Genomic DNA, 14,630 nt, shown 5'->3' with positions numbered 1-14,630 from the left:
TCGGCTCAGGCTGCGCCTTCCGACACAGACACAGCTATAACAGGAGTCTTTCTATGATGAAACGTTTTCTCGTGATCACTTTAGCAGGTATCACACTGGCGGGTTGTGCTAACACCAGTACTCTGTCAGGAGACGTTTATAGTGCATCTGAAGCCAAACAAGTCCAGACGGTAACCTACGGTACCGTTGTCTCCACCCGTCCGGTACAGATTCAGGCCGGGGAAGACAGCAATGTCATCGGTACGATCGGTGGCGCGGTACTGGGCGGACTGGTGGGGAATACTATCGGTCGTGGTACGGGTCGTAATCTGGCAACAGCGGCAGGCGCGGTTGCAGGTGGCGTTGCGGGTAACAGCATTGAAGGCGCGGTTAACCGCGTTCAGGGGGTTGAGCTGGAAATCCGTAAAGATGACGGCAGCACCATCATGGTGGTACAAAAACAAGGCGACACCAAATTCCACGCCGGTCAGCGTGTAGCGATGGCCAGTAATGGTCGTTCCATCACGGTATCTCCTCGCTAAGCGATAATAATCAATCACCACCCAACGGGTGGTGATTGCCTTATCGCCCTCATCCGACTCGCCTGTTCAGATATTCGTACGCTATACCCGTTATAACGTCATACCTGTTATAACTTCAGGTTACAGGAATGTTGGTGTTATCAGTCCAGCCCTGACTTTTACCCTTCAGGTCTGAGGCCTATCGAACACAACGCCGCTCCCGATGACGTTGCACGTTATCTCAGTGACTTATTCATGCAAGTCACTTCAAATATGCCCGATTACCGCATTGCAAGATTCATCATGAATCTTGCAATGAAGGGTTAACGCCTTGCACAACATACAATTGAGCAACATAAAATTGAACAACATGCCATTGTACAACACGCAAGCGCACTGTCCCGCTACTCGAATCATTGTGAGTATATATTGCCTGAAATTCGAATTACCTACCGGGACATTTACTGCTTCTATTAATTAAGACTGAGTCTCATGTAATGCCAATATGTTTTTTTCCAGCCGGGAGATAATAGTGGCTAACTCATCCACTTCGGCAGGGGTAATACCATCTAATATTTCACTGCGTGTTTGGTCAATAACATCATTGACCGCCTGGATGATCGGATCGGCCATATCGGTTAACAGAATTCGTTTGGCGCGTCGATCATGGGCACAAATATGTCGGGTAATTAACCCTTTGTCTTCCAATTGATCCAACGTTCGCACCAACGAAGGCTGTTCTATTCCAATCGCCTTGGCAAGTTGAATTTGGGACTGCCCCGGAGGCAGTTGGTGAATATTATGCAGCGTGACCCAGTGAGTTTGAGTGAGCTCTAGAGGCTTCAATCGATGATCAATCAAAGCACGCCATACACGAACCAACCGAGCTAAATCAGAACCTAACGGCAATTCCATCACTTCTCCTTATAGTTAGCATACTAAGCAACTTCCCTGGATTGCAATCAACTCTGATTTAAAACGAAAGTTTTATAAAAATGTCTTATTGTTATCTATCTATTCTAGCAAATAATAATTAATTAAAAATGATCTTGAACTTAATTTATGCCATTAAATATCACCATGTCGATTAAAACAGGGTGGGCTGATCCGGTTCTGAGGATGTTGAATTTTTCTCATTTCGCTGCGAACGCTTCATCCTTTGGCGGCATAATCGCAACACATCCTGTTTTTGCGCATCACTCATCGTTCCCCAATTAAAGCGCTCGCTACGGCTTCGAAAACAACCACGGCAGAAGCCCCGGTCATCCGCCTGACAGATACCGCGGCACGGGTTGGGAACGGGAAAAAGCTCGAGCTGCTCGGCCACAGTACCTCCTCATCCGACATCTTTATTGAAACCTTGATTGTTGCCACTGGCAAGCCTTACGTAGCGTTAATACGCAATTAACCACCATATTTCCGTTTATCCTGGTTGTTTGGCGGCAAACGCGCATCAAAGCAGGACTCAGCGGCACAACACATCACTCAGCCACAGGTTTGGACTCCCCCCGGCAACGACGCTATACTCTGGCCCTATTGTTTCAGACGATAACGGAATACCTGCGATATCGTCCAGACGGCTAACCCACGGATCAAAATAGGGGTCATTATGCGTTTACTTCACACCATGCTACGCGTTGGCGACCTGCAACGCGCTATCGATTTTTATACCAAGGTACTGGGCATGCGTCTGCTGCGCACCAGTGACAATCCGGAATATAAATATTCTCTGGCATTTGTCGGCTACACCGAGGAAAGCGAAGGCGCGGTGATCGAACTGACCTACAACTGGGGTGTAGACAGCTATGACATGGGTACCGCCTTTGGTCATATTGCCCTGGGTGTGGATGATGTTGCCGGAGCGTGTGAGCGTATTCGTCAGGCGGGCGGCAAAGTGACCCGTGAAGCAGGCCCGGTCAAAGGCGGCACGACGGTGATCGCCTTCGTTGAAGACCCAGATGGCTACAAGATAGAACTGATTGAGCGTTCACAAGCCGGTCAGGGCCTGGGTAACTGATTCTATCCTTGTCTGTTCAGGTGCCGACGGCACCTGCCTTTTCCGGGGGACAATGCCATGTCCGGCTGCTGCATCCCCCGACACAATTTGCCATAATGCGCACTGCATGTTGCTGAAGAAATAAGAAACGAATGGCTGAGAAAAATAACCTGAATGCGCTGAATGCGCGTTTTCGTGGCTTTTACCCTGTGGTGATTGACGTTGAAACCGCCGGATTCAACGCGAAAACTGATGCGCTGCTGGAAATTGCAGCCGTAACGCTGAAAATGGATGAAAGCGGTTGGTTACAGCCGGACGACACCTTACATTTTCATATCGAACCCTTTGAAGGCGCGATTCTGCGGCCTGAAGCGCTGGCGTTTAACGGTATCGACCCGACCAATCCTCTGCGCGGTGCGGTGAGTGAATATGACGCCCTGCATGACATTTTTAAAGCCGTTCGCAAAGGTATCAAAGACCAGAATTGTAATCGTGCGATCATCGTGGCGCATAACGCGACCTTCGATCACAGCTTTCTGATGGCGGCGGCTGAACGTTGTGGGCTGAAACGCAACCCATTCCACCCGTTTGCCACTTTTGATACCGCCGCGCTCAGCGGGTTGGTGCTGGGGCAAACCGTGTTGGCCAAAGCCTGTATTGCCGCGGAGATCCCTTTCGACGCCAGTCAGGCACATTCGGCACTGTATGATACCGAGCGTACCGCACAGCTGTTTTGTGAACTGGTCAATCGGTGGAAACGGATGGGGGGTTGGCCGCTGGCGGGCGGTGTCGGCGATACCGAAGACGCGCCACTGGCTGTCGACGAAGAATAAGGCGGTACAGCTACTGCTCACACGCTGTCCTATGCTGGCGTAAAACAACGATAAACAGGCTGTCAGGCAGCTCAATGCTGCCTGACAATAAGGAAGACTACTGCTGGCCTTCCTGCTCGGAACGGTGTTTGTCGGCAGTCTCTTTAATCAACTTTTGCAGTTCGCCGCGCTGATACATCTCAATCACGATGTCGCAACCGCCAACCAATTCACCATCCACCCACAACTGCGGGAATGTCGGCCAATTGGCATATTTCGGCAATTCGGCGCGGATATCCGGGTTCTGCAAAATATCTACATAGGCAAAACGTTCGCCACACGCCGACAACGCCTGTACTGCCTGAGCAGAAAAACCGCAGCTTGGCAGTTTGGGAGAGCCTTTCATGTACAGCAGAATCGGGTTTTCAGCAATCTGGCGCTGAATTTTTTCAAGTGTCGTTGTCGTCATTCTATTGCTTCCTCAAGCGCGTGATGAACGGCCCTTCAGGACCGCTCATATGACTCGCGGCAAACCGTGGCATACCGCTTCTTTTGTTTTGTATTCTAACGATAGCGACGGCCACAAAAAAACGCTATCTTTTATAGGGTTTTATCCGGGCGACGCGTAACGGTACAAAGCGACGCCAAATCGCCTGATAATTAAGCAGCAAACGCTGTTGTTAACGTTTTCTCACTATTTTGTAGTAGGATTATTCTATCTCCCGCTTTTTTATCAGGTCATTTTCGGGAATACTGTGAAGATTGAACGATTGAGGACAACATTCGGTCAGAACTATCATGCGGTTATTTATTACGCTCTTTTTATTATTTTTCAGTAATCTATTTTCTGGTCTGGCGCTGGCTAATCCGCATGGCGGTGCAGTGTTACCTCGCAAATCTGGCGTAGAAACGGCAAATAAAGCGCTTGATGAATCCAAAAAGAACAAAGTTACCAAAAACGCCAACAAAAAAGGTGCGGAGCCGACGCACGGCAAAAAACCGGAGAAAAACGCGAAGTCTACGCCAGCCAAAACCGTAGCCAGCCATGATAAAAATGCAAAGTCGCACAATGACAAGAAGTCTGCGGACAAAAAGTCGGTGGCGGCCGTAGCGCATTCCCCTCATACAAAATCGCAGCCTGAGAAAAGCACGCATACTGCCAGTACTCATACCACTAACAGTGCTCATGCAACTAAAGCGGTATTAGCTAAAACGGCAAAAAAAGAAACAACAAAGAAAGAGACGCTGGCGCAAGCTAAAACCAGCCACAAAGCCCATGAGCTGGCGGTGGCTAAAAGCGCACACAAAAAAGGTAAAGCGGCGGTCGACGAAGAAGATGAGGTAGCGGCCACATCTTCACATGGTAAAAGTAAGAAAGGTAAACACGATAAAGCGGCGCTGACCATCAGTGCTGCTCACCAAAAACGCTATCAGCACGCTAAATTGACTGCCATGAACAAGCTGATGAGCCAAATCGGTAAACCTTATCATTGGGGCGGTTCAACACCTTATTCAGGTTTTGATTGCAGCGGGCTGGTGTATTACGCCTATAAAGATGTGGTAAAAATCCCGATTCCGCGCACCGCCAATGAGATGTTCCACCTGCGTGACGCGGCTCCCATCAAGAAAAGCGAACTGGAAAGTGGCGACCTGGTGTTCTTTCGTATCACCAACCGCGGCGCTGCCGACCACGTTGGCGTCTACCTGGGCAATGGCCGTTTCATCCAGTCACCGCGATCGGGTTCCGATATCAAGATCAGTAAATTGAGTGAAGATTACTGGCAGGATCATTATGTCGGCGCTCGCCGCGTGGTGACACCGAAGACCATTCGCTAACAGTGATTCGCCAGATAATCACCGGCTAAACGACCTAATGAATAACGAGAAAAGGGGCACTAGCCCCTTTTCTGTTTTCTTTTTCTACACCGGCGATCTGCTATCAGTTCAATACCGCAGTGAAACCAAAGACAATGATCACCGCCAACGCAACCAACGTACTACACAGTGACATTTTCAAATTTGTATCCATCGTATTCTCCTGTATGTGACTGATGATCGCCGTCATCCCGTTACGTCTGAATCAGCACCGTATCCCGGCGGATGGGGAAACACACAAAGTATAGGTCTATTATGACCCGACTGAAGTCAAAAAACCGGTTTCTGCGTCACAGAGATAACACAAATTGCCTCTTCCCCTTTCGCTCTAAATCGGCCAAAATCCGCAGTTTACCGTGTACACTGCGTTGGTCGAAGCGTCAGCCCTCCCTTCAAGCTACACACCTCGGCATGTCTCCTACTGAAATGTTGCCTTGTTGTCCAGCAGGAGCAAAATTCACGCAGGCAAACGATTAACAACATATTTACTGCTGTAACAGACCCACGACTGTAACAGATGAGTTCAGGAGTCACTTTAGATGGCAACGATTAAAGATGTGGCAAAACGCGCAGGCGTTTCAACCACAACCGTATCACACGTGATTAATAAAACACGTTTCGTCGCCGAAGAGACCAAGGCTGCGGTACGCGCAGCTATTGATGAATTGCATTATTCACCCAGTGCGGTGGCCCGAAGCCTGAAAGTCAACCACACCAAATCCATCGGACTGCTGGCCACCTCCAGCGAAGCCCCCTATTTCGCTGAAATTATCGAAGCGGTGGAAAACAGCTGCTACGCCAGAGGCTATACGCTGATTCTGTGTAACTCTCACAATAATCAGGATAAACAGCGTGCTTATCTGTCCATGCTGGCGCAAAAACGTGTTGATGGCCTGCTGGTGATGTGTGCCGAGTACCCGCCTGAACTGCTGTCAATGCTGGCGGATTATCGCCACATCCCGATGGTCGTCATGGATTGGGGCGGAGCTCACAGCGATTTCACCGATACCATTGTTGATAATGCGTTTGCCGGTGGGTATATGGCCGGTCGTTATCTGATTGAGCGCGGGCACCGCGATATCGGCGCCATCCCCGGATCTCAGGGGCGCAATACTGGCAGCGGGCGTTATCTGGGCTTTCTGAAAGCGCTGAAAGAGGCGGATATTCCTCTACGTGAAGAGTGGGTGGTTCAGGGTGACTTTGAACCCGAATCAGGCTACAAAGCCATGCACCAGATTCTGGCGCAAAAACAGCGACCGACGGCGGTATTCTGCGGCGGCGATATTATGGCTATGGGGGCGATTTGTGCAGCGGATGAACTGGGCCTGCGTGTACCGCAGGATATTTCGGTGATCGGTTACGACAATGTGCGCCACTCCCGCTATTTTACGCCAGCGCTCACGACCATTCATCAGCCTAAGGAACGACTGGGACAAGCGGCATTCTCCATGTTGCTTGACCGCATCACCAGCAAACGCGAGGAAGCGCAAACCATCGAAGTCCACCCGACGCTGATCGAGCGTCGTTCTGTTGCCGACGGTCCATATCTCGATTACCGCCGTTAATGAATTAGCCAGACGATTTCGTTATCACTCGCAGGTGTGTCAACCGCCGCCATACCGCGCTGTAAAGCGCCAAAGCGTGCCTCCCTGGCACCCTAATATAGAACGCAATGTGCTGCTTTAGCCCGATGAATCTTGTCGACGGGTTAAAGCAGTCATACACTTGTCACTGTCATTGACGACAATAACCATGATCAGACGATGCTTTTAGCAGTACGCATCGCCTTACTTTTTCTACCCCACTAATGACTGTTGCACCGTTTGTCACGGCCGGGGTAGACGCCTTTCGTGTCGGCTTGTCTCTTATTTTCCTCTGAGGCTCTCAGGGATAGACGATGACGTGTGGAATGGGTACATCGAATACCCTCCCCATCGCCATAGTTGTCTGGTTTATCCCGTATAACGCATGTATCTGGCAAGGTAGGGAGAAGTTATGAGTTCATCTTATGTGGAGGATCTGGGTACCCCCAGTCAACCCTGGTTCCAACTGGTTAATGAAATGTTATCGGCCGCTGATATCGCCATTAACGGTTCGCGACCGTTTGATATTCAGGTCAAAAACCCTGAACTGTACAAGCGCATATTGCGTGACGGGTCACTGGGTCTGGGCGAAAGTTACATGGATGGCTGGTGGGAATGTGAACGGCTGGACATGTTTTTCCACCGTGCGATACGCGCCGGGCTGGAGAAGCAACTGCCCCAGCGTTGGCAGGATACGCTACGGATACTGATGGCGCGCCTGACCAATCTGCAATCGCGTCGGCGGGCATGGATTGTGGGTAAGGAGCATTACGACCTCGGTAATGATCTTTTTAGCCTGATGCTAGACCCGTACATGCAGTACTCCTGTGGTTACTGGAAACAAGCCGAAACCCTGGAGCAGGCACAACAAGATAAGCTGCGCCTCATTTGCGAGAAATTGCAGTTACGCCGCGGGATGACACTGCTGGATATCGGCTGCGGCTGGGGCGGTCTGGCTGAATTTGCCGCCCGCCATTACGGTGTTAGCGTAACCGGTGTGACTATCTCCCGCGAGCAACAGGCATTGGCGCAGCAGCGCTGTCAGGATTTGGATGTCACCATTCTGCTACAGGACTACCGCGATCTGAATCGGCAGTTTGACCGTATCGTTTCCGTCGGCATGTTCGAACATGTCGGCCCGAAAAATTACGATACCTACTTCCAGGTGGTCAGAAAAAACCTCAAATCCACCGGCCTGTTCCTGTTGCATACCATTGGCGCAAACGAAACCAGCCTGAAGGTTGATGCCTGGATAGACAAATACATCTTCCCTAATGGCTGTTTACCCTCAGTGCAGCATATCGCCCAGCACAGCGAGCCTTATCTGGTCATGGAAGACTGGCACAATTTCGGCGCGGACTATGACCGAACCCTTATGGCCTGGCACGAGCGCTTCCAGCAGCACTGGCCCACCTTGTCAGCACGCTACCCCGAGCGCTTCCGGCGGATGTTCAGTTATTACCTTAACGCCTGTGCTGGCGCGTTTCGCGCACGCAACATCCAACTCTGGCAGGTGTTATTCAGTGTCGAAGGAATTGAAGGCGGCATGCGCGTGGCGCGATGACTGGGTGGGCGGCATATCGCCCACGCTCCCCCACCGCTCTCGCCCACGAGGGAACATCTACAAACAAAAACCGGCAGTCAGGCTGCCGGTTTTTATTATGAATAACAGGAATAACGCGTACTCAGACGCCTTTTATTCCCCCAACTATTCACTCTTCGCGGCAAGCTCTGCCGCCAGCGCTTGTTGTTGCTCTGCCTGACGAGCCATAACACGCTCAACCGTGTCGATAATAGCCTGAGTCTGCGGGTCAATTTCGATATTGATACGGTCGCCCAGTCGTTTTTGCCCCAGTGTCGTGCGTTGCAGGGTTTCTGGAATCAGGTGTACACAGAAACGACTGCGGGTCACTTCACCGACCGTCAGGCTGATACCGTCAATACCAATAAATCCTTTGTGCAACACATATTTCATCTGCGATTCATCAGACAAGCGGAACCAAATCTGATGATTATTTTCCGATGTCAGAATTTTCACTATTTCTGCTGTACACATGATATGACCAGACATGACATGCCCGCCAATCTCATCGCCATATTTGGCTGCACGCTCCACATTAACCCGATCGCCGACTTTCACGTCACCCAGATTGGTCAACCGCAGAGTCTCTTTGATCAGATCAAAACTCACCCGATCACCGTCGATATGGGTGACAGTCAGACAGCAACCGTTGTGTGCTACGGATGCGCCCGTTTCCAGTCCCGGCAACAGTTCGGGGGGCAGTTGAACGACATGGGTGCGGAAATTGGGTTTTTCATCGACGGACACGACGGTCGCCGTGCCCTGAACAATACCGGTAAACATGGTGTTGAGCTTGCCTCCTAATCAGTAATAGGCGTGAACGCCCCATGACAGCGGAGCAGCCGACGCCCGACAGTGGCGACGTTCACTTATGTCTGGCAGTTTGCACCATATCATCAGGAAAACCAAACGGGATCATTCTCTGTCAGTCAATCATTGGTTTACTGTTGGCAAATAGTTACAATACTTCATCTTTTTTCGTAAAAATAAAGGATGATTGCCTTTCTCTCCTCATTAGAGATCTCTCTCCATCCTGCATTAGGAAGGTGTTTTCGTGCAGAAGTACTTATCAGAAGCCTGTCATTTGCTGGCGCTGGCTATTCCGGTCATCATCGCGCAAGTATCACAAACCTCAATGGGTGTGGTGGATACCATCATGGCAGGCTCCTACAGCGCCACGGATATGGCCGCCGTAGCCGTAGGGACATCCATCTGGTTGCCTGTCATTCTGTTCGGCCACGGTTTGCTGATGGCGCTAACCCCCGTCGTAGCGAACCTCAACGGTTCCGGACGTCGAGACCGCATCGCGCATCAAACCCAGCAAGCCTTTCTGCTGGCGACAGGCATTTCCATCCTGACCATGGTGGTGCTTTATCAGGGGAAATACGCGATCAACCTGATGCATGACGGCGCGCCGGAGCTGGCTGACAAAGCGGTGAATTATCTGCATGCGTTGCTGTGGGGCGCGCCCGGTTATCTGTTCTATCAGGTATTGCGCAGTCAGTGCGAAGGACTATCCAAAACCAAGCCAGGTATGGTGATCGGCTTTATCGGCCTGTTGATTAACATCCCCATCAACTACGTGTTTATCCACGGTAAACTCGGCATGCCGGAACTGGGTGGTGTCGGCTGTGGCGTGGCGACGGCCTCCGTATACTGGATAATGATGCTGATGATGGCGATATATTCCCGCCACGCTTACTGGCTGAAAGATATCCGCCGGTTCAACACCCCGTTAAAGCCGGATTGGACGGTACTCCGGCGTTTGTCCGGTCTGGGGTTGCCGATAGCACTGGCGATGTTATTTGAAGTGACATTATTCGCCATCGTCGCCCTGCTGGTGTTGCCACTCGGGGTCGTGAATGTGGCAGGACACCAGATTGCGCTTAATTTCAGTTCACTGATGTTCGTACTGCCGTTGTCGGTGGGTGTTGCCGCAACCATTCGTGTCGGCCACCGCCTGGGAGAAGGCTCGGCACCCGCCGCCCGGGTGGCGGCACGCACCAGTATTGCGGCCGGTGTGTTGCTGGCTATATGCACCGCTATCTTTACTATTACGCTGCGTGAACCTATCGCCATGCTGTACAACAAAAACCCGGATGTCGTGGCGATGGCATCGCATTTGATGCTGCTGGCAGCGGTCTATCAGATTTCTGATGCCGTGCAGACCATCGGCAGTGGCGTCTTACGTGGCTACAAGGATACGCGCGCTATCTTCTTCATCACGTTCATCGCTTACTGGTTGCTGGGGTTGCCCAGTGGTTATGTGCTGGCGCTAACCGACATCGTGGTGCCACGTATGGGGCCTGCGGGATTCTGGTGGGGATTTATCATCGGCCTGACCTCCTCCGCCACCATGATGGTACTGCGGATACGCTGGGTACAGCGCCAGTCGCCAGATCGTATTCTGGCACGAGCCGCACGATAAAGACGTCAGAGCGCCGAAAAAAGCGGCGCTCTGTCTACAAGCTCGTCAATCAGTGAGATACAACGGGAATTTTGCGTTTTTCTCCTTGCAAGCGTCCATCCAGCCCGTTAATATTCGTCCCCGCTGTCGCCCTGACAGCGACTGATAAAAATAATGCGTTCATAGCTCAGTTGGTTAGAGCACCACCTTGACATGGTGGGGGTCGTTGGTTCGAGTCCAATTGAACGCACCATTTTTCAGGCATTAGCCTTACGCTAATGTGCACGTTGCGACCGTAGCTCAGTTGGTTAGAGCACCACCTTGACATGGTGGGGGTCGGTGGTTCGAGTCCACTCGGTCGCACCATTTCATGTTCTATAATCGTACACTGACGTCTACAGTGCGTGGAACAGCAGAAAATCTCCATCTTCTTTTGTTCCAGTGAAATCTATCGAAATACCCCCCAATCCAGCGATTTTAAATCCACGTATTAAGTTCATCTTGAATACGAGTGAATTCGATCCCAGATTGTTACTGTCAAGCGGTACTGCCGGGAACCCAGAATCCAGCTCTGACTCATAATCCGGAGCGATGAACATACCCGATGTAGTGACCCATAATGGAATTGCTAAACATTACAGCGGACCGTGCGTGGATAATAAGCAAGGCAACACCTTCCTTCACCATTGATGATGGAGAGGTGTGTTAGTTAGGTTACAACAACGACAATGCTTGGGGGTAGGCCGCGTTGTTTAGCCTATTCCGCGCAGTTAAAGATCGTAATTTAAAATTGTGTAATTTAATGTACATTGTTTTTCATGAAATAATATCTGGGATAAAGATAAGACACTGGTCGATAAAATATAAAGTAAAAAATAAGAAAGGTGACCTCGAACGCACGGCTCAATGGAAACATTCATTAATGGAAACATTCAGTGAGATTTATCCGAATGCTGTTACGTCGATTATAAACCTTGCTATATTAATGATCATCGAATGAGCATTAATTACATGGAGAAAAAAATGAGGCTTTCGTTAATGTTTATATTGGCGAGTTCGACATCACTTATTTTTAATGATTCAGCTGTCGCCAGTTCTTCTCATATAAAGCTATCACAACCTTGCTGTGAAAAACCAAACCAGGATGGTGTTCTTTCATCTGATAAATTAATATATCTCATATCAATCTCTTCTCAGTATGATGAGAGCATCATCCCAGAAATAAAAAAAGCATTTTCCTCTTCTGGATATAGTATTGACACAACTTATCTCCATCAAAATCCGACGCCATTAGGCTATACAGACACCGATAAAGCCCGTGCGGATACATTGATTAAGGCCATGACAGACGATAAAGTAAAGTACCTCTGGTTTGTAAGAGGGGGAGCGGGCGCCCTTAATTTATACCCTTACCTCTATGAAAAAAAAGAAGAAATTGCCAAATCAACGCCTAAGGTACTTATCGGATTCAGCGATGTCACTGCAATACATTATTATGTTAACAATGTAATAAAATGGCCAAGTGTTCACGGGATTCTCGCATCTTATAATATGGAGATGCATGCTATAGACGGAAGCAAGATTAATATGTATAGCAGCATTAATGACACACTTGCTGCCATTTTTAAAGGCAGTACATACAGTGGAGTTTCACCGATGAATTCCGTCGCTTATGCCGGAGCCATAGGGGTTGCAAGCGGTGGCAATCTGACGCTAGTGCAGTCATTTTTTTCAACAAAATATGAAGAGAATTACTCAAAAAAAATCTTGTTATTAGAAGATGTTAATGAAAACCCACGACAACTTGACCGAACATTACATCAACTGCTCTATAAGAGAAACTTCCACCCTAAAGCAATAATTTTTGGACAGTTTTACAAGGATGACATGGATAACAAAGATAAAGAAATATATAAATATGCCATCAGCAATTTTGCAAAAAAAGCGAATTACCCCGTATATTACTACCCAGAATTCGGGCATGGGTACACGAACACACCCTTTATTCTTTCGAAAAGATTAGAGATAGATTGCAATATAAAATATGAGTATTGCAGCCTTAAACAACCTCCCCTTTATCGGCATTAGATTAGGCGTACAACATCCACAACGATCACCACCTGGCACAACATTTTTTCGGCACAACCATCACGGTACCAACGAGTCTAAAATCGCCGACCTGCACCACAACAAGTTGCCCCGATAGTTAATAAACGTCACCCTATTTCCAACTTACACCATCTACCGATATGTAGGAGACCAGGATGAAATATTCGGTGCAACCGACTAAATAGCTATTTAGCTAACTGATGGGACTCAACTCAGACTGCTCAATAGTAAAATACGGGCAAAATTTGTATCAGATATGGCAGAGCATCCATCGGTATTACTGTGCGGATTCTGTGTTGCTTGCTCTCGAAAACAATGTCATTGGTGTTTAGATACCGAAACGGGCAGGATACCCCACCCGTTTCGGTGCCTGACGGGTATTTCGGTTATTTAAATATCTTCTGCACAAACTCGATATAGGCCGGACGCCAGACGTCCATTTCATGCCCTAAACCAGGGTATTGCCGGTAATCAAATTTAACACCTTTCTGCTCCAGTTGCGCTTTCAACCCAGCGATATCTTTACCGGTCACGGTATCTTTTTCACCCACGGCTACGCTGAAATTATGCAGTTGCCGATTGATAGCAGCGGCATTCCCCAGTTGTGCGGTGACCTGTGCATTCGGCACGGTTTCCGTCGTCACACCGCTAAAAGTTGCCAGCCAGCCGAAATAATCCAGATGACTCATGCCGGACACCAATGCCTGATATCCCCCCTGAGACAACCCGGCCAGCGCACGGCCATCCGCATCCCGACGTGCATTGAAGCGCTCGCTGACCAGCGGAATAATGTCATGGATCAGCTCGCGATCAGCGGCGGCGGCATTACGCGGATAGAACACCTTACGTCGATCTTTCGGCAAAAAATCTTCCGCAATCGCGTCTTTCGCATCGGTTTCGGTATCCGGGATCACCACCAGCATCGGCGTGATTTTTTTCTCCGCCAGCAGGTTATCCATGATCTGGGGGATACGCCCTTGTCTGACGGCAGAATCCCCGGCATCACCAAACCCATGATAGAAATACAACACGGGCAGCGGCTTACCGGTACCGGTGTATCCCGGTGGCGTCCAGACATAAATCTGCCGTTCTGATTTCAGCGACGCTGAATGGTAGGTCACTGTACGCAGTTCACCATGTGGCACCGCCCGTGTATCCAGCACGCTACCGGGTACCAGAATCATACTGGTATTGACCTGACGCTGCGGTTTGGGGAAAGCGGAACCGGTATCAATACTGCGAAAACCATCCACATTAAAAAAATACTCATACAGGTTGGGCTGCTTTGGCTCGCTACGCCACGACCAGATACCCAGATCGTTTTTTACCATCGGGTGGGCAACCCAGGTTTCAGGCGTTGCACCGGTCACGACACTCACCGATTTCGCCGCCGGTGCAAACAACCGAAACGTAATACTGTTATCCGCGTTTACCTGTGACAAATACTGTTTCGTCGGCACATCAACACGCGGTAGTTCCGGGATAGCCCCCGAGGCGGCTAACGCCGTCAGTGGTGCCGAGATGCTCAGTGCAGAGAACAACAGGTACAGACAGGTTTTCCTGGTTTTCATTATTAACCTCTTTTTGTCGGTGCAGGGAAAAGAAACACGCTGTGTCAATAAAACGGCGCAAGTTCATGTAACGTGATGGACGCCCGGCTGCCAGTTGACGATGCTACGGTAGCGGGCGCAGGATTGTCCGCGATCGGCGTAGCGGTTTTCGTTATGCCGCCAACATTATTTTTCACACGCTTATCGACAATAAAG

Annotated in this window: 14 protein-coding genes and 2 tRNA genes; 10 read left to right on the top strand and 6 right to left on the bottom strand. The window is 49.7% G+C overall.

Annotation, left to right across the window (positions count from 1 at the left end):
- The first annotated feature begins 53 nt into the window (after nt 1-53).
- The gene (locus FGI04_RS06180; protein ID WP_012884366.1) at nt 54-521 is read left to right on the top strand and encodes an outer membrane lipoprotein; all 468 of its coding nucleotides are present in this window, start codon (nt 54-56) and stop codon (nt 519-521) included.
- Nucleotides 522-977: 456 nt separating this feature from the next.
- On the opposite strand, the gene slyA is transcribed toward FGI04_RS06180, so the two are convergent.
- Nucleotides 978-1,415: a transcriptional regulator SlyA gene (gene slyA / locus FGI04_RS06175; protein WP_012884365.1), complete on the bottom strand. Its 438-nt coding sequence runs from the start codon at nt 1,413-1,415 to the stop codon at nt 978-980.
- A 172-nt stretch (nt 1,416-1,587) separates the two neighbouring features.
- Nucleotides 1,588-1,827 (bottom strand): DUF1289 domain-containing protein, encoded by a 240-nt coding sequence (locus FGI04_RS06170; protein ID WP_342701121.1) that lies wholly within the window; start codon nt 1,825-1,827, stop codon nt 1,588-1,590.
- Between the two features lie 282 nt (nt 1,828-2,109).
- Between FGI04_RS06170 and gloA the strand changes: the two genes are divergently transcribed.
- Together gloA and rnt are read left to right on the top strand one after the other, a co-directional pair.
- Complete coding sequence (gene gloA, locus FGI04_RS06165; protein ID WP_019845813.1) at nt 2,110-2,517, top strand: lactoylglutathione lyase; 408 nt, start codon at nt 2,110-2,112, stop codon at nt 2,515-2,517.
- 131 nt (nt 2,518-2,648) lie between these two features.
- Nucleotides 2,649-3,329 carry a ribonuclease T gene (rnt, locus tag FGI04_RS06160; RefSeq protein ID WP_407321523.1) on the top strand — a complete coding sequence of 227 codons (681 nt, stop codon included), beginning with the start codon at nt 2,649-2,651 and terminating at the stop codon, nt 3,327-3,329.
- Between the two features lie 97 nt (nt 3,330-3,426).
- On the opposite strand, the gene FGI04_RS06155 is transcribed toward rnt, so the two are convergent.
- Nucleotides 3,427-3,777 carry a Grx4 family monothiol glutaredoxin gene (locus tag FGI04_RS06155; RefSeq protein ID WP_342701123.1) on the bottom strand — a complete coding sequence of 117 codons (351 nt, stop codon included), beginning with the start codon at nt 3,775-3,777 and terminating at the stop codon, nt 3,427-3,429.
- 329 nt (nt 3,778-4,106) lie between these two features.
- Here FGI04_RS06155 and FGI04_RS06150 point away from each other — a divergent pair, with 329 nt between their 5' ends.
- On the top strand, nt 4,107-5,144 hold the full coding sequence (locus FGI04_RS06150; RefSeq protein WP_407321524.1) for a C40 family peptidase: 1,038 nt from the start codon (nt 4,107-4,109) through the stop codon (nt 5,142-5,144).
- Nucleotides 5,145-5,247: 103 nt separating this feature from the next.
- On the opposite strand, the gene cydH is transcribed toward FGI04_RS06150, so the two are convergent.
- The gene (gene cydH, locus FGI04_RS06145) at nt 5,248-5,337 is read right to left on the bottom strand and encodes a cytochrome bd-I oxidase subunit CydH (RefSeq protein ID WP_168365881.1); all 90 of its coding nucleotides are present in this window, start codon (nt 5,335-5,337) and stop codon (nt 5,248-5,250) included.
- Nucleotides 5,338-5,722: 385 nt separating this feature from the next.
- Between cydH and purR the strand changes: the two genes are divergently transcribed.
- The gene (gene purR / locus FGI04_RS06140) at nt 5,723-6,748 is read left to right on the top strand and encodes an HTH-type transcriptional repressor PurR (RefSeq protein WP_342701125.1); all 1,026 of its coding nucleotides are present in this window, start codon (nt 5,723-5,725) and stop codon (nt 6,746-6,748) included.
- 430 nt (nt 6,749-7,178) lie between these two features.
- Entirely contained in the window at nt 7,179-8,330 is a 1,152-nt protein-coding gene (gene cfa, locus FGI04_RS06135) for a cyclopropane fatty acyl phospholipid synthase (RefSeq protein WP_407273298.1), read from the top strand.
- A gap of 144 nt (nt 8,331-8,474) precedes the next feature.
- Here cfa and FGI04_RS06130 read toward each other — a convergent pair whose 3' ends face one another.
- Nucleotides 8,475-9,131, bottom strand: a complete 657-nt coding sequence (locus FGI04_RS06130) for a riboflavin synthase subunit alpha (protein ID WP_342701127.1) — start codon at nt 9,129-9,131, stop codon at nt 8,475-8,477.
- Nucleotides 9,132-9,402: 271 nt separating this feature from the next.
- Between FGI04_RS06130 and FGI04_RS06125 the strand changes: the two genes are divergently transcribed.
- The 4 genes from FGI04_RS06125 (at nt 9,403) to FGI04_RS06110 (ending at nt 12,843) form a co-directional block, all read left to right on the top strand.
- Nucleotides 9,403-10,776, top strand: a complete 1,374-nt coding sequence (locus FGI04_RS06125) for an MATE family efflux transporter (protein WP_407336435.1) — start codon at nt 9,403-9,405, stop codon at nt 10,774-10,776.
- A gap of 155 nt (nt 10,777-10,931) precedes the next feature.
- Nucleotides 10,932-11,008: transfer RNA gene (locus tag FGI04_RS06120), tRNA-Val, on the top strand.
- A 36-nt stretch (nt 11,009-11,044) separates the two neighbouring features.
- Nucleotides 11,045-11,121: transfer RNA gene (locus tag FGI04_RS06115), tRNA-Val, on the top strand.
- Nucleotides 11,122-11,751: 630 nt separating this feature from the next.
- On the top strand, nt 11,752-12,843 hold the full coding sequence (locus FGI04_RS06110) for an LD-carboxypeptidase (RefSeq protein ID WP_342701129.1): 1,092 nt from the start codon (nt 11,752-11,754) through the stop codon (nt 12,841-12,843).
- Between the two features lie 407 nt (nt 12,844-13,250).
- On the opposite strand, the gene FGI04_RS06105 is transcribed toward FGI04_RS06110, so the two are convergent.
- Complete coding sequence (locus FGI04_RS06105; RefSeq protein WP_407336434.1) at nt 13,251-14,435, bottom strand: alpha/beta hydrolase; 1,185 nt, start codon at nt 14,433-14,435, stop codon at nt 13,251-13,253.
- Nucleotides 14,436-14,630: the final 195 nt, after the last annotated feature.

Source organism: Dickeya ananatis (assembly GCF_019464615.1).
Classification (GTDB): domain Bacteria; phylum Pseudomonadota; class Gammaproteobacteria; order Enterobacterales; family Enterobacteriaceae; genus Dickeya; species Dickeya oryzae.
This window is presented reverse-complemented; position numbering and strand designations above follow the sequence as displayed.